We start from the raw sequence: 21,652 nt of genomic DNA on the forward strand, positions 1-21,652 counted from the left end.
ATTACTCGGGGGTTTCGTCGAGCGCGTGGCCCACGAGGGACAGGAGGGTCTCGATGGCCGAGATCCGACGGCGCGCGTCCATGATCATGACAGGTATGTGCGCGGGGATCGTCAGCGCCTCCCGCACGTCCTCGGCGTCGAACTGCTCGCTGCCGTCGAAGTGGTTGACCGCGACGACGTACGGCAGTCCGCAGCTCTCGAAGTAGTCCAGCGCCGGCCAGCAGTCCTTCAGCCGCCGGGTGTCCGCCATGACGACGGCGCCGATCGCGCCGCGCACCAGGTCGTCCCACATGAACCAGAACCGCTGCTGACCGGGGGTGCCGAAGAGGTACAGCACCAGGTCGTCGTCGAGCGTGATGCGGCCGAAGTCCATGGCCACGGTGGTGGTGAGCTTGTCCGGCGTGGCGGTGAGGTCGTCGGTGTCCGCGCTCGCCTCGGTCATCAGCGCCTCGGTCCGCAGGGGCGTGATCTCCGAGACGGTGGTGACGAGCGTGGTCTTGCCGACGCCGAACCCGCCCGCCACCACTATCTTCGTGGCGATCGGCGCGCGGGTGCGGTCCGTCTGCCAGGGCAGCGCGGGCTCGTCCTCTTCGACGAGCGGGGAGACGCCGTGAGCGACGTCAGAGACGGCGGAGTCCACTCAGCACCCTTTCCAGCAACGCGCGGTCCGGGCGGCCCGTGCCGTGGCCGGTTCCCGTTCCGTAGACACGGATCTTTCCCTGGTCCGCGAGATCGCTGAGGAGCACGCGGACCACACCGAGCGGCATCCTCAGCAGCGCGGCGATCTCGGCCACCGTGCGCATGCGGCGGCACAGTTCGACGATGGCCCGCATCTCCGGCATCACCCGGGAGGTCAGGCCCCCGCTCGTCAGCTCCTTGCGCTCCTGCGCGGCTTCGAGGGCGGCGGTGCCGGTTGTAGCGCCGACGAACGTCTCGACGAGGAGGACGTGACCGAAGCGGGTACGGCCGCCGGTGAGCGAGTAGGGCCGGACCCGGGCGGGTTTGCGGTCACCGCCGCGCACCGGCAGGTGTTTCCTGGACTTGCTGCTCATCGGGGGCTCCCGGTGGACTCGGTCTCCAGGTTCTGGCGCAGCTCGCTGCGGAGCTCGGGGGTCAGCACATGGCCGGCGCGGCCGACGAACAGGGCCATGTGGTACGCCACCACGCTCATGTCGCAGTCGGCGGCACCGTGCACGCCGAGCAGCGAGCCGTCGCTGATCGACATCACGAAGAGGCTGCCCTCGTCCATGGCGACCATCGTGTGTTTGACCGGGCCGAAGTCCATCAGCTTGGACGCGCCGACGGTGAGGCTGCCGATGCCGGAGACGACGGTGGCGAGGTCGGCGGCGGAGCCGCGCGGTCCGGTGCGGGTGGCGCCGCGCTCGTCGCGGGCCTGTGCGTTGCGGTGGTCGTCGGAGGAGAGCAGCAGCAGCCCGTCGGAGGAGACCACCGCGACGGAGAGGATGCCGGGCACCTCCTCGACGAGGTTGGTCAGCAGCCAGTGCAGGTTGCGGGCCTCACTGCTCAGTCCGAAGGTACTGGGCGCGGTCAACTGCTTGCCTCCTCGACGGTGCCCCCCGTGGCTTCTTCGGATGGTGCGCCGGTGCCGTCCGGCTGCTGGTGGCGGCCGGTGCGGGACCGCTCGGCCATCTCCGCCTCGACGTCCCGGCGGCCGGCGTCCGCCCCCTGACGGAACCCGCCCAGCCTGCGGCGCAGCGCCTCGGCGTCCACGGACCCCGCACGGGGGCGCGGGGCGGCGACGGGCGCGCTGATCTTCGGGGTGCGCTTGGGCAGCCCCTTGGCGGTGACGGGGCCCTCGTCCGCGACACGCGCGTGCTCCGGCCGCGGCGGCTGCGCGTCCGCGCGGGGAGGCGGGGGTACGTCCCCGGCCCCGGGACGTGCGTCCCCGGCCGGCCGCGGAGCCCCGGGAACCGGCTCGTCCCCGGTCCCGTGCCCACCGCCGGGACGGACACCGCCGGCGTGCCGGGTGACCCCGGCCACCGGCTCGTCGCCGAACCCGTGCCCGGCACCCCCGTTCACGTCATCGGCGTCGGCGGGCCGCGCGGGGCCCGGCACGGACGCGTGCCCGGCGCCCGGGCTCACGCCCTCGGCGGGCCGGACCTCTCCGGCGGCGGACCCGGTGCCGGACCCGTGCCCGGGGTCCGCGGGCACGGCCCCGGTCCCGGCGGGCCGCGAGGGGCCCCGGATCTCGCTCGCGGGCTCGTGGCCGGCGCCCGGGCGCGCGGTCTCCGCCTCGGCGGTGGCAGGGTGCGCGGCCGCGACGTCCGGGCCGCCGCCGGAACCGGACGGCTCCGTGCCGGTGGTCCGCGTCCCGGCGCCGGCTGCCGTGCCGGGCTCCGTGTCCCGGGGGCTCGCCTGATCTGCGGCCGAGGACGGGGGTACCGGTGCGGCCGGATCCGGCTGAGCCGGGATCAGCAGTTCCATCGTCGTCTCGGCCGGCCGCTCCGGTGGCGCGCCCGCGCCCTCGTCTCCCGCGGCACCGTCGGACGGCTCGGCCGTCCCGGGGTGGCCGGCGGGGGCGTCGGCCTCGCGGCCCTGCGGGGCTCCGTCCGTGCCCGCGGGCGCTTGCGCGCGGGCCGCCTGGTCCGCGTGTCCGGCGTCGGCGGCGTCCTGGGCGGGCCCGGGCGCGGACGGCTCGTCACGGCCCGACACGGCACCGCCGGCACGGTCCTCGGCGGGAGCGTCCGCAGGGGCCGGTGCGGAGCCCCCGGTGTCACCCGTGGCGGCGTCGGGGCCGTGGTCCTCCGCGTCCGCCCGGTCCTTCCCGGGCCCGCCCTCGCGTCCGGGGGCGAGGGCGTCGTCGTGGTCCTCCGCGGGACCGTCCACCCCGCCGGGCGGGAGGTCGTCCGCCGGGCCCGCCCCCGGTGCCGCGCCCTCCACCGCCCGCTCCGCGAGGGCGACCAGCGGGTCGCCGGACTGGGTGCGGCCGTGCAGGACGTTGGAGTTGGCCTCGGCGTCCGCGCCCGGCAGGGAGACGGTGTGGGAGGCGCCGGGGACCGAGGCGGGGACGGCGGTGGGGGTGGCCGGGGCCAGCAGGGGGTCGGGGAGGACGACGACCGCCGCGATGCCGCCCTGCTTCTGCTCGCGCAGCCGCACCCGGACACCGTGCCGGTGGGCGAGCCGGGCCACGACGTACAGGCCGAGCCCGAGACCGTCCTCGCCCTCCGTGTCGTACGTGGTCTCCGGGTCGAACTCGGACAGGCGGGCGTTGAGCCGTTCCAGCCGGTCGGCCGCCATGCCGATGCCCTCGTCCTGGACGGAGAGCATGACCTCGCCGTTCTCCAGCAGCCAGCCGGACACCTCGACGGGCAGGTCGGGCGGGGAGAACGACGTGGCGTTCTCCATCAGCTCGGCGAGCAGGTGGGACAGGTCGTCCGCCGCGAACCCGGCGATGTGCGCGTGCGGCGGCAGCGCGGCGATCCGGACCCGGTCGTAGCGCTCGATCTCGCTGACCGCGGCCCGTACGACGTCGACGAGCGGGACGGGTCCCGCCGTGTGCCGGCCCTGCTCGGTACCGGCGAGGACGAGGAGGTTCTCGCTGTGCCGGCGCATGACGGTGGCGAAGTGGTCGAGCTTGAAGAGGGTGGCGAGCCGGTCGGGGTCGTCCTCGCGCTCCTCGAGGCTCTCGATCACGCCGAGCTGACGCTCCACCAGCCCGAGGGTGCGCAGGGCGAGATTGACGAAGGTGCCGCCGATGCCGGCGCGCAGCCGTTCCAGGTGGGCCGTCGACTCGGCCAGTTCGGTGCGCAGTTCCTCGCGGGCGTCGGCCATCTTCTGCCGCTGGCCGACGAGGTGCTTGCGGTCGGCCTCCAGGGTGGCGATCCGCTCGGCGAGCCGGGCCGCGTGCGCGTGCAGGGCGTTGACGGAGCGGACGACCTGGGCGAACTCGTCGTTGCGGCCGGTGAAGGCGACCGGTTCCTGGCCGGCGGGGTCCTCCGCCTCGGCGAGCCGCGCGGAACCCCGGCGCAGTACGGACAGCGGACGGGTGAGCGTGCGGGCCATGGCCGTGGCGACCCCGACCGCGAGCAGCATCAGGGCGCCGAGGGCGGCGATCCGGATCTCCAGCTCGGTGACGTCGTCGTCGCGGAGCTGGGCGAGGTCCTTGGCGCGCTGGTCGAAGAGCGCGAACTCCGCGCCGCGCATCGTCTCGATCCGCGCGGTGAGCGCGGCCCGCAGCTTCTTGGTGCTGGTGTCGAGTTCGGAGTCGGAGAGGGTCGGCCGGTCGGTGAGGCGCGCGAGGTACTTCTCGGCGGCGTCGACCTCCGGGCCGTTGACCGTGGCGTCGTAGGAGGTGCGGGCGCTCGCGGGCGCGGCCTCGCGGAAGTCGGCGAGGGCGGCGTCGGAGCGCAGCCGGGCCTGGAGCGCGGCGGCGGTCAGCTCGTCGCGCTGCTCGGCGTCGGCGTCCGAGAAGGAGGTGGACGTGCTGGGCAGGCCGGTGATCGGGTCGATCACGGTCTCGGTGCCGCGCGGCACGGTGAGCGCGGCGAGCAGCAGTCCGCGGGTGGCGGCGGCCTGCTGGACGGCGGCGTCCAGCTCGGCGAGGGCGTGCGCCCCGGAGCCGGCCCGGGGCGGGGTCCGCTCCGCCAGCCGCCCGGCCAGCCGGTGCAGCTGGTTGACCGCGGTGGAGTACGCCTGGTGCGCTTCGAGCGCGCTGGTCTTGCCCGTGAGCGCCGCGCGCCGTACGGCCGCGACGGCGTCGAGCTCCTCGCGCAGCGCCTCCGAGGTGTCGGTGTCGGCGCGCAGTTCCTCCACCTGCCGGTCGACCCGGGCGCTGTGCTCCTCCGAGGGCGCCTTGGACTCGGGCCGGCCCGCGGCGATGTAGGGGACGACCTCGTCGCGCTCGTCGGCGAGGGAGTGGGCGAGCGCGAGGGCGTCCTGGGTCCGCTCGGCGAGGGTCACCAGGTTCTGGGAGTCGTGGAGCTGCCCGGAGGCGGCGATCACGGAGGGTGCCCCGGCGCCGGCGATCGCGGCGGCCACCACGGCCACGGCGACGATGAGCCGGTTGCGTACGTGGGTGGGGCGGCCCCTGCCGACGGTGGGCTTCTGCTCCGCGTCCCCCGCGGGGGCCGTCTGCTTGCCTTTGCGACGAGGCCGCGTCTTCTGCACCGGTGCTCGCATTCCTGACTCGTGTACCCGTGGGCCCGGGTGACGCTCCGTCAACGGGTGCGGGCGGTCGTCCCGAGCCGCTGACCGCGCTCGGGCAGCGAGGCGCCCCCATCGCTCCCCGACCCTCCCAGTGCCCGTGGACAGTGGATGCGCATCACCTGACCCGCCACTCGAAGGAGTGAACCCCGGAGGTGAGTTGGGGAGCAAGTTCCGCCGCGCCGCACAGCCGTCCGGCGCGGTACGCCGGTTGGACGTCTGCGGCGGGCGGTGGCAATATTCGCCGCCACGTCTTCCCGGAGCGCTGCAATACGTCCCAAACCAGGCGTCTGACCTGCACGACTGCGGGGATCCGGCGACCGTTGCCCGTCTCCTGCGCTCCTTGTGGAGAGCTCGTGCAGACTGGCCGGATGCGTACGGAGCTTGTTTCGGAACCCGGTGATCCGGACCGCCCCAACGAGGACTTCGCGGGCGTCGCCCTCCCGGCTTCCGGGCGGGGCGGCTCACTCGTGGTACTGGACGGGGTCACACCGCCGGGCGACGGGGGCGGCTGTCTGCATTCGGTGCCGTGGTTCACCGCCCGGCTGGGCGGCGCGCTGACCGAACTGGCCGTTTCCCTCCCGGATGTTCCCCTCACGGAGACGCTCTCCCGCGCCCTCGCGCGTACCGCCGGGAGCCACGCGGCAACCTGTGACCTTTCTCACCCTCGTACGCCGCAGGCAACGGTGGTGCTGGCCCGCTGGTCACCGGTCTCGGTGGAGTACCTGGTGCTGTCCGACTCGGTGCTGCTGGCCGAGTCCCCGGACGGGGCGGTCACCCCGCTCCTCGACGACCGGCTGGACCGGCTGCCGCGCTCGGCCCTGGCGACCCACGCCCTGGTGGACAGCACGCTGCGCAACAGGGAGGGCGGTTTCTTCACCGCGGCGGCGGACCCCTCGGTGGCGTCCCGCGCGGTCACCGGTTCGCTGCCGCGCGGCGAGGTGCGCACCCTGACGGCGCTGACGGACGGCGCGGCCCGCTGGGTGGAGAGGTTCCACGAGGGCGACTGGGCGGACTGCCTCGCCCTGATCCGCGCGGAGGGCTCGCGGGCCCTGGTGGACCGGGTGCGGGAGCTGGAGCGGGCGGACGCGGCCCGCAGGACGCCGCGCCGGGGCAAGACGCACGACGACGCGACGGTGGTCCACGCGGAGCTGGCGGCCCGGTAGCGGTGCTCCCCGGCCGCGCCCCGCGCCGTCACCGCTCCATGCCCCGGTTGAGCTGGTTCAGCAGCCGGGCGAGTTCGGTGACCTCCGCCGGGTCCCAGTCGGCGAGCCGGCCGGCGTACCGGGCGCGGCGGGCCTCGCGGACCACGCCCACCCGCCGCTGCCCCTCCTCGGTGAGGGCGACCAGCCAGGCGCGGCCGTCGGCGGGGTCCGGCTCGCGGGCGACGAGGCCGAGCTCCTCCAGCGCGCGCAGCTGGCGGGACATGGTCGCCTTGCCGACGCCGATGTAGCCGGCGAGCTCGGTGGCCCGCTGCGCCCCGCACTCATCCAGACGGACCAGCAGCCCGTAGGCGGACGGCTCCAGGTCGGGGTGGACCGCGCGGGCCATCTCCCCCTGACTGGCCCGGGCGCGGCGCAGCAGGACGGTCAACTCGCGTTCCAGCGCGAGGAATCCGGGCTGTTCCACATCGGCCCCGGGTCCCGGGGAGGCGGCACGGTCCCCGCCGCCGTTTCCGTCTTCGTGCACGTCTGCCCCTGCCTCGGTCTTCCCGCTCGGTCCGTGTCCCGCCAAGTGGCGACGTCGACGCGGCTCCACCAGTATTTCGCAGGCGTAGACCAACGGCAGTGGGAGGCGCCTCCCCCGCCCCGGCGGGGAGGCCGTTCCGCCCGCCGCCGTGATCCACGCGCGCCCTGTCTCTACCAGGCGACCACGTGGCATGCCCACTACATGGGATGTGGGTCACATTCCGGGTTCGCCCCCACCGACCTTTCGGAGATGCGTCATGCCTGTGCTCAGATCCGGCCTCACCCGTTCGTCAGCGCTCTCGGCCGCCGGGGCGGTCCTGCTCGCGCTCCTCACCCTCCCCGGCACGGCCGCCGCGGACGGCGCCTCCCCCACCGTGCCGCCACGCGGCTCCGCCCACATGGGCATGGGCGTGATCGCCCACGACGGCCAGAGCGGCGTCCCCACCGCCCGGTCCACCCAGACGGAGGGCGTGGACGTCTCCAGCCACCAGGGCAACGTCGCCTGGCCGACCCTGTGGAACAGCGGGGTCCGCTGGGCCTACGCCAAGGCCACGGAGGGCACGTACTACACCAACCCGTACCACGCCCAGCAGTACAACGGCTCCTACGACGTCGGCATGGTCCGCGGCGCGTACCACTTCGCGACCCCCGACACCGCGAGCGGCGCCGCCCAGGCCGACTTCTTCGTGGACCGCGGCGGCGCCTGGTCCGCCGACGGACGGACCCTGCCGGGCGTGCTGGACATCGAGTGGAACCCCTACGGCGACGCCTGCTACGGCAAGTCCGCGTCCTCGATGGTGAGCTGGATCCGCGACTTCCTGGACCAGTACCGGGCCCGCACCGGCCGTGACGCCGTCATCTACACGGCGACCAGCTGGTGGAAGCAGTGCACCGGCAACTACGCCGGCTTCGCCTCCACCACTCCGCTGTGGGTGGCCCGGTACGCCTCCACCGTGGGCGAACTGCCCGCCGGCTGGACCACGTACACCATGTGGCAGTACACCTCGACCGGTCCGACCGTCGGCGACCACGACCGCTTCAACGGCACCCTGGACCGGCTGCGCGCCTTCGCGGCCGGCTGATCCGCCCCGCGGGCACGGGAGAGGCCCGGGCCTCCGTCACGGGACCCGGGCCTCCCCGAACCGGTCGCTCGTCACGCCGCGACCGGAACCTCCGGCGCCGCGCCGTTCACGGCCGGCGACAGGGCCAGCTCCAGGACCTGGCGGACGTCGGTGACGGCGTGGACGTCGAGCGTGTCCAGCACCTCCGCCGGGACGTCGTCCAGGTCGGGTTCGTTGCGCTTGGGGATGACCACCGTGGTGATCCCCGCGCGGTGCGCGGCGAGCAGCTTCTGCTTCACGCCGCCGATCGGCAGCACCCGCCCGGTCAGCGAGACCTCGCCGGTCATCGCCACATCGGTGCGCACCAGCCGGCCGGAGAGCAGCGAGGCCAGGGCGGTGGTCATGGTGACACCCGCGCTCGGGCCGTCCTTGGGCACCGCGCCCGCCGGGAAGTGGATGTGCACGCCCCGGTCCCTGAGGTCGCCCACCGGCAGCTCCAGCTCGGCGCCGTGGCTGCGCAGGAAGCTCAGCGCGATCTGCGCCGACTCCTTCATCACGTCACCCAGCTGGCCCGTCAGGGTGAGCCCCGAGGCGCCCGTCTCCGGGTCGGCCAGGGACGCCTCCACGTAGAGGACGTCCCCGCCGGCGCCGGTCACCGCGAGTCCGGTGGCGACACCGGGGACGGCGGTGCGGCGCTCGGACGGGTCCTGGGCGGACTCGGGCACGTGGTGCGGCCGGCCGATCAGATCCCGCAGGTCGTCCGCGGTCACCGTGAAGGGCAGCTCCCGCTCGCCCAGTTCGTGCTGGGCGGCCACCTTGCGCAGCAGCCGCGCGACGGACCGCTCCAGGGTGCGCACGCCCGCCTCGCGCGTGTACTCGCCGGCCAGCCTGCGCAGCGCGCCCTCGTCGATCGTCACCTCGTCCCCGCCGAGACCGGCGCGCTCCAGCTGGCGCGGGAGCAGGTGGTCACGGGCGATGACGACCTTCTCGTCCTCGGTGTAGCCGTCGAGGCGGACCAGCTCCATGCGGTCCAGCAGGGCCTCCGGGATGGCTTCGAGGACGTTGGCCGTGGCGAGGAAGACGACGTCGGACAGGTCGAGCTCGACCTCCAGGTAGTGGTCCCGGAAGGTGTGGTTCTGCGCCGGGTCGAGGACCTCCAGCAGGGCGGCGGCCGGGTCGCCCCGGAAGTCCGAGCCCACCTTGTCGATCTCGTCGAGCAGGACGACCGGGTTCATGGAACCGGCCTCCTTGATCGCCCGCACGATGCGGCCGGGCAGCGCGCCGACGTAGGTGCGGCGGTGGCCGCGGATCTCGGCCTCGTCGCGGACGCCGCCGAGGGCGACGCGGACGAACGTGCGGCCCATCGCGTGGGCCACGGACTCACCGAGGCTGGTCTTGCCGACGCCGGGCGGGCCGACGAGGGCGAGCACGGCGCCGCCGCGCCGCCCGCCGACCACCCCGAGACCCCGGTCGCCGCGCCGCTTGCGCACCGCCAGGTACTCGGTGATGCGCTCCTTCACGTCCGCCAGGCCCGCGTGCTCGGCGTCCAGGACCGCCTGGGCGCCCCTGATGTCGTAGGCGTCCTCGGTGCGCTCGTTCCACGGCATCTCCAGGACCGTGTCGAGCCAGGTGCGGATCCAGGAGCCCTCAGGTGACTGGTCGGAGGAGCGCTCCAGCTTGTCGACCTCCTTCAGGGCGGCCTCACGGACCTTCTCCGGCAGGTCGGCCGCCTCGACGCGGGCGCGGTAGTCGTCGGACTCCTCGCCCTCCTGCTCGCCGTTGAGCTCGCGCAGCTCCTTGCGGACGGCCTCCAGCTGGCGGCGCAGCAGGAACTCGCGCTGCTGCTTGTCGACGCCCTCCTGGACGTCCTTGGCGATGGTCTCGGCCACGTCCTGCTCGGCGAGGTGGTCGCGCAGCTGCTGGGTGGCGAGCTTCAGCCGGGCCACCGGGTCGGTGGTCTCCAGCAGGGCGACCTTCTGGTCGGTGGTCAGGAACGGCGAGTAGCCGGAGTTGTCGGCGAGCGCGGAGACGTCGTCGATGGCCTGGACGCGGTCCACGACCTGCCAGGCACCGCGCTTGCGCAGCCAGGCGGTGGCGAGCGCCTTGTACTCCTTGACGAGTTCGCTCACGTGTCCGGGAAGCGGCTCGGGCACGGTCTCGTCGATCCGCGTGCCCTCCACCCACAGGGCGGCGCCCGGCCCGGTCGTCCCGGCGCCGATGCGCACGCGGTCCCGGCCGCGGATCAGGGCGCCGGGGTCGCCGTCGGCCAGCCGGCCGACCTGCTCGACCGTGCCCAGCACGCCGGTACCGGCGTAGGTCCCGTCCACGCGTGGCACCAGGAGCACCCGGGGCTTGCCCGGTTCGGTGCGGGCGGCGGCCTGGGCGGCCTCCACCGCGGCGCGCACCTCGGAATCGCTCAGGTCCAGCGGAACCACCATCCCGGGCAGCACGACCTCGTCGTCGAGCGGCAGCACAGGCAGGGCGAGCGGTGTGGACTCAGCAGCCATGATCTCCCCTTCGGCAGTCAAGTTGAGCTATGCCGACTCAATGCAGGGGAGCCGCCGAATGTTCCCGGGGCCGCGTTCGCTCTCAGCGATCATCGCTCCGGGGTCCCGGAGTCCCGGCCGCCGCGGAACGGGAACTGCCAGGATGAACGCATGTCCGCCCCGTACGACATTCCCGAGCCTCCCGAGATCCTGGACCGCCGCGAGGGCCCCTACGGCGAGGTCGTGCTGCGCAGGCACGGCGGCCTGCTCCAGATCATCGCCAACGGCTGCTTCCTGATGGACACCTCCGACGGCCGTTCGGAGCGGCTGCTGGTCGACGCCGCCCTGGCCGCGCTCGACGCCCGCGTGACGGGTCCGCGGGTGCTGATCGGGGGCCTCGGGGTGGGGTTCTCGCTGGCCCACGCGGCGGGACAGTCCCGGTGGGGGCGGATCACCGTGGTGGAGCGCGAGCCGGCCGTCGTCGAGTGGCACCGCACGGGACCGCTGGCCGGGCTCTCCGCGCGGGCCCTCGCCGACCCCCGCACGGAGATCGTCGAGACCGACCTCGTCGCCTACGTCCATGAGACGTGCGACACGTTCGACGCGCTGTGCCTCGACATCGACAACGGGCCCGGCTGGACCGTCACCGAGGACAACGGGGGCCTCTACGCGCACGCCGGACTCACGGCCTGCGCACGGGTGTTGAATCCGGGCGGGGTGCTCGCGGTCTGGTCCGCGCGGCCGTCCCCGGAATTCGAGGGAACCTTGCGGAATGCCGGGTTCCGGCAGGTGCGTACCGAAGAGATCCCCGTTGCCCGGGGCGTTCCGGACGCCGTCCACATCGGCGTCCGCCCTGGATAGCAAAGCCGAGGTGGATCCCCGTACGCTGCTGCCCTGACACGGATCATTCAAGCGTCAATCGCAGTGATGCGCAGACGACGGATCACCCCACGGATTCCGGAAAAAGCACACCTCAGGGGCGGGCGATGGAGCAGACACAGACCTCCCACAACGGCACGGCGACGACCACACCGGGCGCACAGCGCCGGATCCTGGTGGTCGAGGACGACGCGACGATCGTGGACGCCATCGCGACCCGCCTGCGCGCCGAAGGGTTCCTGGTGCAAACGGCGGGCGACGGCCCGTCAGCGGTGGACACGGCGGAGGCCTGGCAGCCCGACCTGCTGATCCTCGACATCATGCTGCCCGGCTTCGACGGCCTGGAGGTCTGCCGGCGCGTGCAGGCCCAGCGGCCGGTGCCGGTCATGATGCTCACCGCGCGGGACGACGAGACGGACATGCTGGTCGGTCTCGGCGTCGGCGCCGACGACTACATGACCAAGCCGTTCTCCATGCGGGAACTGGCGGCGCGCGTGCACGTGCTGCTGCGCCGCATGGAGCGCGCGGCCCTGGCGGCCACCACCCCGCGCAGTGGCATCCTGCGCCTGGGCGAACTGGAGATCGACCACGCGCAGCGCAGGGTGCGCGTGCGCAGCGAGGACGTCCACCTGACGCCCACCGAGTTCGACCTCCTGGTGTGCCTGGCGAACACGCCCCGGGCGGTGCTCTCCCGCGAGCAGCTGCTGGCCGAGGTGTGGGACTGGGCGGACGCCTCCGGCACCCGCACCGTCGACAGCCACATCAAGGCGCTGCGCCGGAAGATCGGCGCCGAGCGCATCCGCACCGTGCACGGTGTGGGCTACGCCCTGGAGACGCCGACGCCATGAGCGGCGGGCCGGCCGGACGCGGGGGTCCCGGAGGGTCGTGGCCCTGGGGCGGGGTACGCCCGTTCTCGATCAACACCAAGCTCGGCGCACTGGTCGTCGTCTCGGTCCTGATCACCACCGGGCTGTCGGTGATCGCCGTGCACACCAAGACGGAGCTGCGCTTCATCACGGTCTTCTCGATGATCGCCACCCTGCTCATCACCCAGTTCGTGGCGCACTCGCTCACCGCGCCCCTGGACGACATGAACGCCGTGGCCCGCTCCATCTCGCACGGCGACTACACCCGCCGGGTGCGGGAGAACCGCCGGGACGAGCTGGGCGACCTGGCCCAGACCATCAACGTCATGGCGGACGAGCTGGAGGCGCAGGACCGCCAGCGCAAGGAACTGGTCGCCAACGTCTCGCACGAGCTGCGCACCCCCATCGCGGGACTGCGCGCGGTGCTGGAGAACATCGTCGACGGCGTGACCCAGGCCGACCCCGAGACGATGCGCACGGCCCTGAAGCAGACCGAGCGGCTGGGGCGCCTGGTGGAGACGCTCCTCGACCTGTCCCGCCTGGACAACGGGGTCGTGCCGCTGAAGACGCGCCGCTTCGAGGTGTGGCCGTACCTGTCGGGGGTGCTCAAGGAGGCCAACATGGTCGCCTCCGCCCGCGCGGGCATGGCCTCCGGGTCCGGCAGCCACACCCGTACGGACGTCCACCTGCACCTCGACGTGTCGCCGCCGGAGCTCACCGCGCACGCCGACCCGGAGCGCATCCACCAGGTCGTCGCCAACCTGATCGACAACGCGGTCAAGCACAGTCCGCCGCACGGCAGGGTGACGGTCCGGGCGCGGCGCGGCGACCGGCCCGACTCGCTGGAGCTGGAGGTGCTGGACGAGGGGCCGGGCATCCCGCGCACCGAGTGGCACCGGGTCTTCGAGCGGTTCAACCGCGGCAACGTCAACCGGCCGCACGGCCCGGGCAGCGACGGCGGCACCGGTCTCGGCCTCGCGATCGCCCGCTGGGCCGTCGATCTGCACGGCGGCCGGATCGGAGTGGCCGAATCCGAGCGGGGCTGCCGGATTCGCATCACTCTTCCGGGAACTCCATCCGTACCAAGTTGACGTAAAGTTCGAAGCGGAGCCGAAAGATCCATCCGTGTCCGCGCTGACGGACACGTGTGATCAGGCACAGGCCCGCGCGGACTGCGCGCCGGGCGATGGCCGAGCGATGCCGAAAGCCGCCCGGAGAACCGGAACCCCGCTTGTTTCCCGCCATTTCATGCGCCGAAACACGCGCAAGGATGTGACTTACACGACGATGAACGGGCCCGGCCTGACCTTCTCGCTCCGGGGGGCGTAGCCTTTATTTCCGCTGTCCATCATCTTGCGAAGCGGAAGAGGGCGGTTGACGCCGTGTCGCCACAGTCCCCCAGTAACTCGAGCATCTCGACCGACACCGACCAAGCGGGCCAGAACCCCGCTGCGGCCTTCGGTGCCAACGAATGGCTCGTCGACGAGATCTACCAGCAGTACCTCCAGGACCCGAACTCGGTGGACCGAGCCTGGTGGGACTTCTTCGCCGACTACAAGCCGGGCGCGCCTGCGACCTCGGCACCGGCGGGTAACGCGGCCGCGGGGGCCGCGGGAACCTCCGCACCGTCCCCGGCTCAGCCGGCCGCCGCTCCGGCCCGGCCCGCCGCGTCCGCGCAGCCCGCTGCCGCCGCGCCGGCCCCGGCCGCCCAGGCCCCGGCTGCGCCCGCCGCGCCCGCGAAGGCCGCCGCGCCCGCCGCGAAGCCCGCCCCGGCGAAGCCGAAGGCCGAGGCCAAGCCCAAGGCGGAGCCCGCCGGCGAGGCGAAGACCGGCCCCGAGCAGGTGACCCTGCGCGGTCCGTCCGCCGCCGTGGCGAAGAACATGGACGCCTCCCTGGAGCTGCCCACGGCCACGTCCGTGCGCGCCGTCCCGGTGAAGCTGCTGTTCGACAACCGCATCGTCATCAACAACCACCTCAAGCGGGCCCGGGGCGGGAAGATCTCCTTCACGCACCTCATCGGCTACGCGATGGTGCAGGCCATCAAGGCCATGCCGGCGATGAACCACTCGTTCGCCCGGGTGGACGGCAAGCCCACCCTGGTGAAGCCGGAGCACGTCAACCTCGGCCTGGCCATCGACCTGGTCAAGCCCAACGGCGACCGCCAGCTCGTCGTCGCGGCCATCAAGAAGGCCGAGACGCTGAACTTCTTCGAGTTCTGGCAGGCCTACGAGGACATCGTCCGTCGCGCCCGCGACAACAAGCTGACGATGGACGACTTCACCGGCGTCACGGTCTCCCTGACCAACCCCGGCGGTCTCGGCACCGTGCACTCCGTGCCGCGCCTGATGCCCGGCCAGTCGGTGATCCTCGGCGTCGGCTCGATGGACTACCCGGCGGAGTTCCAGGGCACCAGCCAGGACACCCTGAACAAGCTCGGCATCTCCAAGGTCATGACGCTCACGTCGACCTACGACCACCGGGTGATCCAGGGCGCCGCCTCCGGCGAGTTCCTCCGCCAGGTCGCGAACCTCCTGCTCGGCGAGAACGACTTCTACGACGAGATCTTCGAGGCGCTGCGCATCCCCTACGAGCCGGTCCGCTGGCTCAAGGACATCGACGCCTCCCACGACGACGACGTCACCAAGGCCGCCCGGGTCTTCGAGCTGATCCACTCCTACCGGGTCCGCGGCCACGTCATGGCCGACACCGACCCGCTGGAGTACCGCCAGCGCAAGCACCCCGACCTGGACATCGTCGAGCACGGCCTCACCCTGTGGGACCTGGAGCGCGAGTTCGCCGTCGGCGGCTTCGCCGGCAAGTCCCTGATGAAGCTGCGCGACATCCTGGGCGTGCTGCGCGACTCGTACTGCCGCACCACCGGTGTCGAGTTCATGCACATCCAGGACCCCAAGCAGCGCAAGTGGATCCAGGACCGCATCGAGCGCTCGCACACCAAGCCCGAGCGCGAGGAGCAGCTGCGCATCCTGCGCCGGCTGAACGCGGCGGAGGCGTTCGAGACCTTCCTGCAGACGAAGTACGTCGGCCAGAAGCGCTTCTCCCTGGAGGGCGGCGAGTCCGTCATCCCGCTGCTCGACGCGGTGCTGGACTCGGCCGCCGAGTCCCGCCTGGACGAGGTCGTCGTCGGCATGGCCCACCGCGGCCGGCTGAACGTGCTCGCCAACATCGTCGGCAAGTCGTACGCGCAGATCTTCCGCGAGTTCGAGGGCAACCTCGACCCGAAGTCGATGCACGGCTCCGGCGACGTGAAGTACCACCTGGGCGCCGAGGGGACCTTCACCGGCCTGGACGGCGAGCAGATCAAGGTCTCGCTCGTGGCCAACCCCTCGCACCTGGAGGCGGTCGACCCGGTCCTGGAGGGCGTCGCCCGCGCCAAGCAGGACATCATCGGCAAGGGCGGCACGGACTTCACCGTCCTGCCGGTGGCGATCCACGGCGACGCGGCCTTCGCGGGCCAGGGCGTGGTGGCCGAGACCCTGAACATGTCGCAGCTGCGCGGCTACCGCACCGGCGGCACGGTCCACATCGTCATCAACAACCAGGTCGGCTTCACGGCGGCGCCGGAGTCCTCGCGCTCGTCCATGTACGCCACCGACGTGGCCCGCATGATCGAGGCCCCGATCTTCCACGTGAACGGCGACGACCCGGAGGCGGTCGTGCGCGTCGCGCGCCTGGCCTTCGAGTTCCGCCAGGCGTTCAACAAGGACGTGGTGATCGACCTCATCTGCTACCGCCGCCGCGGTCACAACGAGTCGGACAACCCGGCCTTCACCCAGCCGCTGATGTACGACCTGATCGACAAGAAGCGCTCGGTGCGCAAGCTGTACACCGAGTCCCTCATCGGTCGCGGTGACATCACCCTGGAAGAGGCCGAGCAGGCGCTGCAGGACTACCAGGGCCAGCTGGAGAAGGTCTTCACCGAGGTCCGCGAGGCCACCAGCCAGCCCGGCGCCGTGGAGACCTCCGACCCGCAGGCTGAGTTCCCGGTCGCCGTGAACACCGCGGTGACCACGGAGACCGTCAAGCGGATCGCCGAGTCCCAGGTCAACGTCCCCGACCACATCACCGTCCACCCGCGTCTGCTGCCGCAGCTGCAGCGCCGGGCGACGATGGTCGAGGACGGCACCATCGACTGGGGCATGGGCGAGACCCTCGCCTTCGGCTCGCTGCTGCTGGAGGGCGTCCCGGTCCGTCTCGCGGGCCAGGACTCCCAGCGCGGCACCTTCGGCCAGCGCCACGCGGTCATCATCGACCGCAGCACGGGCGAGGAGTACACGCCGCTGCAGTACCTCTCCGAGGACCAGGGGCGGCTCAACGTCTACAACTCGCTGCTGTCCGAGTACGCGGCGATGGGCTTCGAGTACGGCTACTCGCTGGCCCGCCCCGACGCGCTGGTGCTGTGGGAGGCGCAGTTCGGCGACTTCGTCAACGGCGCGCAGACCGTCGTCGACGAGTTCGTCTCCTCCGCCGAGCAGAAGTGGGCCCAGACCTCCGGTGTGGTCCTGCTCCTGCCGCACGGCTACGAGGGCCAGGGCCCGGACCACTCCTCGGCCCGTCCGGAGCGGTTCCTTCAGCTCTGCGCGCAGAACAACATGACGGTCGCGATGCCGACGTCGCCGGCGAACTACTTCCACCTCCTGCGGTGGCAGGTGCACAACCCGCACCACAAGCCGCTGGTCGTCTTCACGCCGAAGTCGATGCTGCGCCTGAAGGCCGCGGCCTCGAAGGCGGAGGAGTTCACCTCGGGCCAGTTCCGCCCGGTCATCGGCGACTCCTCGGTCGACCCGGCCGCGGTCAAGAAGGTCGTCTTCACCGCCGGCAAGGTCTACTACGACCTCGACGCCGAGCGGCAGAAGCGCGGCGCGACGGACACGGCGATCATCCGCATCGAGCGCCTGTACCCGCTGCCGGGTGCCGAGCTCCAGGCCGAGATCAAGAAGTACCCGAACGCCGAGAAGTACCTGTGGGCCCAGGAGGAGCCGGCGAACCAGGGTGCCTGGCCGTTCATCGCGCTCAACCTGATCGACCACCTCGACCTGGCGGTCGGCGCCGACCTGCCGCACGACGAGCGCCTGCGCCGCATCTCGCGGCCGCACGGCTCGTCCCCGGCGGTCGGCTCCGCGAAGCGCCACCAGGCCGAGCAGGAGCAGCTGGTGCGCGAGGTCTTCGAGGCGTAGCCCCCGGACCGTACGCGCGGGCCGCACCCCCTCTCACGGGGGGTGCGGCCCGTCCGTTTTCCCGCACATATCCTTGTCCTCATGTACTTCACGGACCGTGGCATCGAGGAACTGGAGAAGCGGCGCGGCGAGGAGGAGGTCACCTTCGAGTGGCTGGCCGAGCAGCTGAGGACGTTCGTCGACCTCAACCCCGACTTCGAGGTCCCGGTGGAACGCCTGGCCACCTGGCTGGCCCGCCTGGACGACGACGAGGACGACGAGTAGCCCCGGTACCCCCTCCGGGGAGGCACCCCGCACCTGCCGGGCTGCACGCCCCCCGGCCGCACCCGCGCCGCGCACCCCCTCAGCGCGGGCTCACCACAAGGCGACAGACCCAAGGCACCGTTCACCGCAACGGGTGCCTTGACTTTCCCCTGCCGCGATATATCGTGAATCACGTAAGACGCGATATGGCGCGTCACGCCTAACGGGTGCAACCAGGAGGCCGTCACCATGCCCGAGTCGTCCGTAGCGGAGCCCACCAAGCTCACCTTCGACGCCCCCGTGACCGAACTCCACGTACGCATCGTCAACGGCACGGTGAACGTCGTGGGCACCGACGAAGGCTCCGCCCGCCTGGAGGTCTCCGAGATCGAGGGCCCGCCCCTGGTCGTCACCCAGAAGGACGGCACCCTCACGGTGGCCTACGACGACCTGCCCTGGAAGGGCTTCCTCAAGTGGCTCGACCGCAAGGGCTGGCGCCGCAGCGCGGTGGTCTCCCTCGCCGTCCCCGCCCAGACCCGTGTCGAGGTCGGTGTGGTCGGCGCGGCCGCCGTCGTCTCCGGCATCCGCGGGCCCGCCGCGGTGAAGGGCGTCGCCGGCGACACCACCCTCGTCTCCCTCTCCGGCCCCGTCCGCGCCGACACCGTCTCGGGCAACGTGGAGGCCCAGTCCGTCACCGGCGACCTCCGCTTCGCCTCCGTCTCCGGCGACCTCACCGTCGTCGAGGGCTCCGGCCCCTCCGTACGGGCGGACACCGTCAGCGGCTCCATGATCGTGGACCTCGACCCGGACGGCCCCACCGACGTCAAACTGACCAGCGTCTCCGGCGAGATCGCCATCCGGATGCCCGACCCGGCGGACGCCGAGGTCGAGGCGAACACCGCCAGCGGCGCCATCTCCAACGCCTTCGACGACCTCCGGGTCCAGGGCCAGTGGGGCGCCCACAAGCTCACCGGCCGGCTGGGCGCCGGCAGCGGCAAGCTGCGGGCCACCACCGTCTCCGGATCGATCGCCCTGCTGCGCCGCCCGCCCCGGGAGGACGAGCCGGACCCGCGGGACACCGCGGACGACCACGCCGGTACGACCGACAAGAAGGTGCTCTGACATGCCTCCCGTCTTCGCCCACGGACGCCTCCGCCTCTACCTGCTGAAGCTGCTGGACGAGGCCCCGCGTCACGGCTACGAGGTGATCCGCCTCCTCGAAGAGCGCTTCCAGGGGCTGTACGCGCCCTCCGCCGGCACGGTCTACCCGCGCCTGGCCAAGCTGGAGGCGGAAGGCCTGGTCACCCACACCACCGAGGGCGGCCGCAAGGTGTACTCCATCACCGACGCCGGCCGGGCCGAACTGGCCGACCGCAGCGCCGAACTGGCCGACCTGGAACTGGAGATCCGGGAGTCGGTCGCCGAACTCGCCGCGGAGATCCGGGCCGACGTCAGCGGTGCGGCGGGCGATCTGCGCCGCGAGATGCGCGCCGCGGCCGGCAAGGCCCGCCAGTCCGCCGGCAACGGCGCGTCCACCGAGGAGGAGGGCCTCCTCGGCGACTTCGCGGTCTTCGGCGACAAGGACGCCTGGCGCGCCGCCAAGGAGGAGATGCGCCGCGCCAAGCAGGAGTGGAAGGAACAGGCCCGCCGCGCCAAGGACGAGAGCCGCCGCTCCCGTGAGGAGGCCCAGCGTGCCCGCCGCCAGGCCAAGGAGGCCCAGGACAAGGCGCAGGAAGAGGTGCAGCGCATCATGCGCCAGGTCCAGGAGCAGGTGCAGGGGCACTTTGCCCGGGGCGACTGGCCGACGGGGCTGCGCGAAGGGCTGGGCGAACTCGCCAAGGAGATGGGCGGCTTCGGCAAGGACTTCCCCTTCGGCCGCACCGGTGCAGGCACCTCGGGCAGGGACTCCGGGCCCTCGTACTCCCGGACGCCCGAGGACTTCCCCGCCGACTACGCCCCGCCGTGGGCGCACGAGGACGCCTCCGACTCCACCGGCGACCCGGCCCGCGACCTCGACCGGCTGCTGGACCGCTTCCGGGACGACATCCGGGACGCGGCCCGCGACCACGGGGTCACCGGGGACCAGCTGCGCGACGCCCGCCGTCATCTGTCCACGGCGGCGGCGCAGATCGGGTCGCTGCTGCGCTCCCCCAAGGGCTGAGGGGCCGTCAGCCCGCCGCCCTGGCCTCGCCGCCGTCCCCGTACAGCACCCGGGTCAGGGACTCGTACGTCACCCCGTGGTCGGCGAGGACCTCGGCGGGGACGCCGGGGCGGGCGGTGAGGGCGAGCAGCAGGTGCTGGTCGCCGATGCGCCGGTCCCGCCGGGCGGTCGCGGCGCGCAACGCCCCGGTCAGCACGTCCTTGGCCTCCTGACCGAACGGGCGGTGCCCCGTCCGCCGGCCGCCGCCCCGCCGGCCGGCGGACAGCGCCCCGGTGCCGTGCGCCTCCTCCACCCGGGCCACGATCTCCGGTACATGGATCCCCAGCCCGGCGAGGGCGTCGGTCTCGGCCTGCGTCAGCCCGCCCCGCCGGCGCGCCAGCTCCAGCGCCTCCCGCACCGACTCGCGCCGCCCGTCGAGCCCGAGGGCCGCCAGCGCGAACGAGGCGCGGCTGCCCTCCCGGTCGAGCAGGGCCAGCAGCAGGTGCCCCGCGTCCACCCGCCCCGCATCCGCCCGCTCCGCATGGGCGACCGCCGCCCTCACCACGTCCCGCGCGTCCTTCGTGAACCGCTCGAACATCAATGCCTCCCGTACTTCTTGTGCACGGCCTGCCTGCTGACCCCGAGTTCGGTGGCGATCTCCTGCCACGACCAGCCCTGATGGCGCGCGTTGCGCACCTGGACGGTCTCCAGTTGCTCCAGCAGCCTGCGCAGCGCGGCGACGGCCCGCAGACCGACCCGTGGATCACGGTCGCCCGCCCGCTCGGCGAGATCGGTAGCCTCAGTCATGATGTCAACATACGTTGACAGAGCGGACTTCGTCAACCACAGTTGACACACGGACGGCCGGCCCGGATGTCCGGACCGGCCGTCGTCGCGCGTCGGCTCCCCTCAGTGACCGGTGAGCACGATCTTCCCGAAGAGGCCCCCGTCCGCCATCCGCTCGAAGCCCTCCCGGGCCCGGTCCATCGGCAGGACCTCGTCGATGACGGGACGCACACCGGTGGCGGCGCAGAAGGAGAGCAGGTCCTCCAGCTCGTCCTTGGTCCCCATCGTGGAACCGACGATCCTCAGCTCCAGGAAGAAGACCCGGGTCAGCTCGGCGTGCGAGGGCCGGTCGCCGCTGGTGGCCCCGGAGATCACCAGCGTGCCGCCGGGGCGCAGCGACTTCACCGAGTGGGACCAGGTGGCCGCCCCCACGGTCTCGATGACGGCGTCGACCCGCTGCGGCAGCCGCGCACCGGGCTCCACCGCCTCCACGGCGCCGAGCTCCAGCGCCCGCTTGCGCTTGGCCTCGTCCCGGCTGGTGGCGAAGACGCGCAGTCCCGCCGCCTTGCCGAGCACGATCGCGGCGGTCGCGACCCCGCCGCCGGCGCCCTGCACCAGGACGGAGTCGCCGGGCCGCACCCCGGCGTTGGTGAACAGCATCCGGTACGCGGTCAGCCAGGCGGTCGGCAGACAGGCGGCCTCCTCGAAGGAGAGCTCCTTCGGCTTGGGCAGGATGTTCCAGGTGGGCACCGAGACCTGCTCGGCGAAGGTGCCCTGGTAGCGCTCGGTCAGGATGGAGCGGGGCTCCCGGGGGCCGACCCCGTGACCGCTCTGACCGATCACGGAGTGCAGGACGACCTCGTTGCCGTCCTCGTCGACGCCCGCGGCGTCGCAGCCGAGGATCATCGGCAGCTTGTCCTCCGCGAGGCCGACGCCGCGCAGGGACCAGAGGTCGTGGTGGTTGAGGGAGGCGGCCTTGACCGTGACGGTGCTCCAGCCGGGCCGGGTCTCGGGAGCGGGACGCTCCCCCGACTCCAGGCCGTTGAGCGGCTGGTCGCGGTCGATTCGGGCGGCGTAGACGGCGAACATGACCTTGACGATAGGGTCCCCGTCCCGCCGTGGGAACCAGGGCCCGCTGTGAGACA

The 21,652-nt window shown here is 72.7% G+C and carries 18 protein-coding genes; 9 read left to right on the plus strand and 9 right to left on the minus strand.

The genetic code is table 11. From position 1 onward, the window contains the following. Window position 1 precedes the first annotated feature (1 nt). The 4 genes from IE118_RS19455 to IE118_RS19470 are packed head-to-tail and all read right to left on the minus strand — an operon-like array spanning window position 2 to window position 5,139. Window positions 2–640 carry a GTP-binding protein gene (locus IE118_RS19455; protein ID WP_189559237.1) on the minus strand — a complete coding sequence of 213 codons (639 nt, stop codon included), beginning with the start codon at window positions 638–640 and terminating at the stop codon, window positions 2–4. Further along, window positions 621–1,052 (minus strand): DUF742 domain-containing protein, encoded by a 432-nt coding sequence (locus tag IE118_RS19460; protein ID WP_189559238.1) that lies wholly within the window; start codon window positions 1,050–1,052, stop codon window positions 621–623. The genes IE118_RS19455 and IE118_RS19460 overlap by 20 nt, the downstream gene beginning before the upstream one ends. Beyond that, entirely contained in the window at window positions 1,049–1,552 is a 504-nt protein-coding gene (locus IE118_RS19465; protein WP_189559239.1) for a roadblock/LC7 domain-containing protein, read from the minus strand. Before IE118_RS19465 ends, IE118_RS19460 begins: the two co-directional genes overlap by 4 nt. Beyond that, window positions 1,549–5,139, minus strand: a complete 3,591-nt coding sequence (locus IE118_RS19470) for a sensor histidine kinase (RefSeq protein ID WP_189559240.1) — start codon at window positions 5,137–5,139, stop codon at window positions 1,549–1,551. Before IE118_RS19470 ends, IE118_RS19465 begins: the two co-directional genes overlap by 4 nt. A gap of 395 nt (window positions 5,140–5,534) precedes the next feature. Here IE118_RS19470 and IE118_RS19475 point away from each other — a divergent pair, with 395 nt between their 5' ends. Then, window positions 5,535–6,329 carry a protein phosphatase 2C domain-containing protein gene (locus IE118_RS19475; RefSeq protein WP_189559241.1) on the plus strand — a complete coding sequence of 265 codons (795 nt, stop codon included), beginning with the start codon at window positions 5,535–5,537 and terminating at the stop codon, window positions 6,327–6,329. 28 nt (window positions 6,330–6,357) lie between these two features. On the opposite strand, the gene IE118_RS19480 is transcribed toward IE118_RS19475, so the two are convergent. After that, entirely contained in the window at window positions 6,358–6,852 is a 495-nt protein-coding gene (locus IE118_RS19480) for a MarR family winged helix-turn-helix transcriptional regulator (RefSeq protein WP_189559242.1), read from the minus strand. A gap of 256 nt (window positions 6,853–7,108) precedes the next feature. Here IE118_RS19480 and IE118_RS19485 point away from each other — a divergent pair, with 256 nt between their 5' ends. Beyond that, window positions 7,109–7,933 carry a lysozyme gene (locus tag IE118_RS19485; protein ID WP_189559243.1) on the plus strand — a complete coding sequence of 275 codons (825 nt, stop codon included), beginning with the start codon at window positions 7,109–7,111 and terminating at the stop codon, window positions 7,931–7,933. A 71-nt stretch (window positions 7,934–8,004) separates the two neighbouring features. Here the strand turns inward: IE118_RS19485 and lon are convergent, their stop codons facing one another. Continuing rightward, on the minus strand, window positions 8,005–10,419 hold the full coding sequence (gene lon / locus IE118_RS19490; protein ID WP_189559244.1) for an endopeptidase La: 2,415 nt from the start codon (window positions 10,417–10,419) through the stop codon (window positions 8,005–8,007). Window positions 10,420–10,569: 150 nt separating this feature from the next. Here lon and IE118_RS19495 point away from each other — a divergent pair, with 150 nt between their 5' ends. From IE118_RS19495 to IE118_RS19525, 7 genes are all read left to right on the plus strand, one after another. After that, the gene (locus IE118_RS19495) at window positions 10,570–11,259 is read left to right on the plus strand and encodes a spermidine synthase family protein (RefSeq protein ID WP_189559245.1); all 690 of its coding nucleotides are present in this window, start codon (window positions 10,570–10,572) and stop codon (window positions 11,257–11,259) included. A gap of 125 nt (window positions 11,260–11,384) precedes the next feature. Further along, window positions 11,385–12,125, plus strand: coding sequence for a response regulator transcription factor (locus tag IE118_RS19500; RefSeq protein WP_189559246.1), 741 nt, complete (start codon window positions 11,385–11,387; stop codon window positions 12,123–12,125). Continuing rightward, window positions 12,122–13,234 (plus strand): HAMP domain-containing sensor histidine kinase, encoded by a 1,113-nt coding sequence (locus tag IE118_RS19505; RefSeq protein WP_189559247.1) that lies wholly within the window; start codon window positions 12,122–12,124, stop codon window positions 13,232–13,234. Before IE118_RS19500 ends, IE118_RS19505 begins: the two co-directional genes overlap by 4 nt. Window positions 13,235–13,525: 291 nt before the next feature. Beyond that, window positions 13,526–17,338 (plus strand): multifunctional oxoglutarate decarboxylase/oxoglutarate dehydrogenase thiamine pyrophosphate-binding subunit/dihydrolipoyllysine-residue succinyltransferase subunit, encoded by a 3,813-nt coding sequence (locus tag IE118_RS19510; RefSeq protein ID WP_189559248.1) that lies wholly within the window; start codon window positions 13,526–13,528, stop codon window positions 17,336–17,338. Window positions 17,339–17,419: 81 nt separating this feature from the next. Continuing rightward, entirely contained in the window at window positions 17,420–17,602 is a 183-nt protein-coding gene (locus tag IE118_RS19515; protein ID WP_019058231.1) for a DUF6104 family protein, read from the plus strand. 228 nt (window positions 17,603–17,830) lie between these two features. Continuing rightward, window positions 17,831–18,703: a DUF4097 family beta strand repeat-containing protein gene (locus IE118_RS19520; protein ID WP_189559249.1), complete on the plus strand. Its 873-nt coding sequence runs from the start codon at window positions 17,831–17,833 to the stop codon at window positions 18,701–18,703. A gap of 1 nt (window position 18,704) precedes the next feature. After that, on the plus strand, window positions 18,705–19,742 hold the full coding sequence (locus IE118_RS19525) for a helix-turn-helix transcriptional regulator (protein WP_189559250.1): 1,038 nt from the start codon (window positions 18,705–18,707) through the stop codon (window positions 19,740–19,742). Window positions 19,743–19,749: 7 nt separating this feature from the next. On the opposite strand, the gene IE118_RS19530 is transcribed toward IE118_RS19525, so the two are convergent. The 3 genes from IE118_RS19530 to IE118_RS19540 all read right to left on the minus strand — a co-directional run bounded on the left by IE118_RS19530 (window position 19,750) and on the right by IE118_RS19540 (window position 21,596). Next, the gene (locus tag IE118_RS19530) at window positions 19,750–20,319 is read right to left on the minus strand and encodes a Clp protease N-terminal domain-containing protein (protein WP_189559251.1); all 570 of its coding nucleotides are present in this window, start codon (window positions 20,317–20,319) and stop codon (window positions 19,750–19,752) included. Continuing rightward, complete coding sequence (locus IE118_RS19535; RefSeq protein WP_030219802.1) at window positions 20,319–20,528, minus strand: HTH domain-containing protein; 210 nt, start codon at window positions 20,526–20,528, stop codon at window positions 20,319–20,321. Before IE118_RS19535 ends, IE118_RS19530 begins: the two co-directional genes overlap by 1 nt. 102 nt (window positions 20,529–20,630) lie before the next feature. Then, window positions 20,631–21,596, minus strand: a complete 966-nt coding sequence (locus IE118_RS19540; protein ID WP_189559252.1) for a zinc-binding dehydrogenase — start codon at window positions 21,594–21,596, stop codon at window positions 20,631–20,633. Window positions 21,597–21,652 lie beyond the last annotated feature (56 nt).

The organism is Streptomyces pilosus, assembly GCF_014649835.1.
Taxonomy (GTDB): Bacteria; Actinomycetota; Actinomycetes; order Streptomycetales; family Streptomycetaceae; genus Streptomyces; species Streptomyces pilosus.

What these genes read in the sequence shown, in the direction of transcription:
- IE118_RS19530 (WP_189559251.1), bottom strand. Translation starts at nt 20,319, where the DNA reads ATGTTCGAGCGGTTCACGAAGGACGCGCGGGACGTGGTGAGGGCGGCG.
- IE118_RS19495 (WP_189559245.1), top strand. Translation starts at nt 10,570, where the DNA reads ATGTCCGCCCCGTACGACATTCCCGAGCCTCCCGAGATCCTGGACCGC.
- IE118_RS19525 (WP_189559250.1), top strand. Translation starts at nt 18,705, where the DNA reads ATGCCTCCCGTCTTCGCCCACGGACGCCTCCGCCTCTACCTGCTGAAG.
- IE118_RS19485 (WP_189559243.1), top strand. Translation starts at nt 7,109, where the DNA reads ATGCCTGTGCTCAGATCCGGCCTCACCCGTTCGTCAGCGCTCTCGGCC.
- IE118_RS19540 (WP_189559252.1), bottom strand. Translation starts at nt 21,596, where the DNA reads ATGTTCGCCGTCTACGCCGCCCGAATCGACCGCGACCAGCCGCTCAAC.
- IE118_RS19500 (WP_189559246.1), top strand. Translation starts at nt 11,385, where the DNA reads ATGGAGCAGACACAGACCTCCCACAACGGCACGGCGACGACCACACCG.
- IE118_RS19470 (WP_189559240.1), bottom strand. Translation starts at nt 5,139, where the DNA reads ATGCGAGCACCGGTGCAGAAGACGCGGCCTCGTCGCAAAGGCAAGCAG.
- IE118_RS19520 (WP_189559249.1), top strand. Translation starts at nt 17,831, where the DNA reads ATGCCCGAGTCGTCCGTAGCGGAGCCCACCAAGCTCACCTTCGACGCC.
- lon (WP_189559244.1), bottom strand. Translation starts at nt 10,419, where the DNA reads ATGGCTGCTGAGTCCACACCGCTCGCCCTGCCTGTGCTGCCGCTCGAC.
- IE118_RS19535 (WP_030219802.1), bottom strand. Translation starts at nt 20,528, where the DNA reads ATGACTGAGGCTACCGATCTCGCCGAGCGGGCGGGCGACCGTGATCCA.
- IE118_RS19460 (WP_189559238.1), bottom strand. Translation starts at nt 1,052, where the DNA reads ATGAGCAGCAAGTCCAGGAAACACCTGCCGGTGCGCGGCGGTGACCGC.
- IE118_RS19505 (WP_189559247.1), top strand. Translation starts at nt 12,122, where the DNA reads ATGAGCGGCGGGCCGGCCGGACGCGGGGGTCCCGGAGGGTCGTGGCCC.
- IE118_RS19515 (WP_019058231.1), top strand. Translation starts at nt 17,420, where the DNA reads ATGTACTTCACGGACCGTGGCATCGAGGAACTGGAGAAGCGGCGCGGC.
- IE118_RS19475 (WP_189559241.1), top strand. Translation starts at nt 5,535, where the DNA reads ATGCGTACGGAGCTTGTTTCGGAACCCGGTGATCCGGACCGCCCCAAC.